The following is a 1,657-nucleotide window of genomic DNA, read 5'->3' on the forward strand; positions in this document are numbered from 1 at the left end:
CCCCCGCCGCGCCCCCCGACACGGCGGCGTCCCACCCGCCCCGCCCCAGTCAGCCCCAGTCCGGACGGAACCGGCACGTGTTTGGCGGGGGCGCACCTTTACCGGCCGGGCCCAACGGTCGCCGAGATGCAAAAACCGTGCCGGTTCCGGCCGGCGGGAGCCGTGAGCCGTAACAACGGTCTTGCCGAGGTCGCCGCCGCAGCCGACATCCCCCTTCGGAAGCTGGGATCCCCATGGACGAAGATTACCGCTTGCTGAAACAGATCGATTTCCCGGCGGACCTGCGCCGGTTGAACATGTTCGAGCTCGAGGAGCTGGCCGGCGAGTTACGGCGCTTCATCATCGAAACGGTCGCGCAGACTGGGGGCCACCTGGCCCCCAGCCTGGGCGCCCTGGAGCTGACCATCGCCCTGCACTACGCCCTGACGACGCCGCGGGACAAGCTGGTCTGGGACGTCGGTCACCAGGCTTACGCCCACAAGGTACTGACCGGTAGGCGCGACAAGCTGCGGACCATCCGCCAGTACGGCGGCATCTCCGGTTTCCCCAAGCCCGCGGAGTCGCCCTACGACACCTACGCCGTGGGCCACGCCTCGACGGCCATCTCGGCGGCCCTGGGAATGGCTTTGGCCCGGGAGCGCGAGGACGAGTACCGGGTCTGCGCCGTGGTCGGTGACGGCTCGCTGACCGGCGGGATGTCCTTCGAGGCCCTCAACCACGCCGGCCAGCAGAAGTTCCCCTTCTTGGTGGTGCTCAACGACAACAAGATGTCGATCTCCAAGAGCGTCGGCGCGCTGAGCAACTACCTCAACCGGATGATGACCACGCGCAGCTACCTGTCGTTGAGGAAGCAGGTCCGCGAGGTGGTCAAGAAGATCCCCGGAGTGGGTATGGGGATCTTCACCCTGGCGCGCAAGCGGGAAGAGGGCCTGAAGAACATGGTCACCCCGGGGATGATCTTCGAGGAGATGGGCTGCCTCTACTTCGGCCCCATCGACGGCCACGACCTGCCCAAGCTGGTGGGGACGCTCAAACAGGTGCGCGACGTCGAGCGCCCCGTGCTGCTCCACGTCCATACCCAGAAGGGCAAGGGTTACAAGCCGGCCGAGCGCGACGCGACCAAGTTCCACGGGCTGGGCCGCTTCGACGTGGCGACGGGTCGCTGTCCGACGTCCGGGGAGGTACCGACCTACACCGAGGTCTTCGGCTGCACGCTGACCGAAATCGCCGCCGCCGACGGCGACGTCGTCGGCATCACCGCCGCCATGCCCGACGGCACCGGCACGGTCATCCTGGCCGAGGCCCTGCCGGAGCAGTTCATCGACGTCGGCATCGCCGAGCAGCACGCCGTCAGCCTGGCGGGCGGGTTGGCGATCGCGGGCAAGAAGCCCGTGCTGGCGATCTACTCCACCTTCCTCCAGCGGGCCTACGACCAGGTGCTGATCGACGTCTGCCTGATGAACCTGCCGGTGGTCTTCGCTTTGGACCGCGGCGGCCTGGTCGGCGCCGACGGCCCGACGCACCACGGCGTCTTCGACCGCTCCTACCTGCGCTCGATGCCCAACATGACGGTCTGCGCCCCGGCCGATGAGGACGAGCTGCGCCACCTGCTCTACACGGGTTGCCGTCACGACGGCCCCTTCGCCCTGCGCTACCC

The 1,657-nt window shown here is 68.2% G+C and carries 1 protein-coding gene; it reads left to right on the top strand.

Annotated features, from left to right (window positions below; genetic code table 11):
* Positions 1-233 precede the first annotated feature (233 nt).
* A partial coding sequence (gene dxs, locus I6U14_RS17150; protein WP_296900942.1) for a 1-deoxy-D-xylulose-5-phosphate synthase occupies positions 234-1,657 on the top strand: 1,424 nt, incomplete at its 3' end.

Source organism: Thiohalocapsa sp. (genome assembly GCF_019695415.1).
Lineage (GTDB): Bacteria > Pseudomonadota > Gammaproteobacteria > Chromatiales > Chromatiaceae > Thiohalocapsa.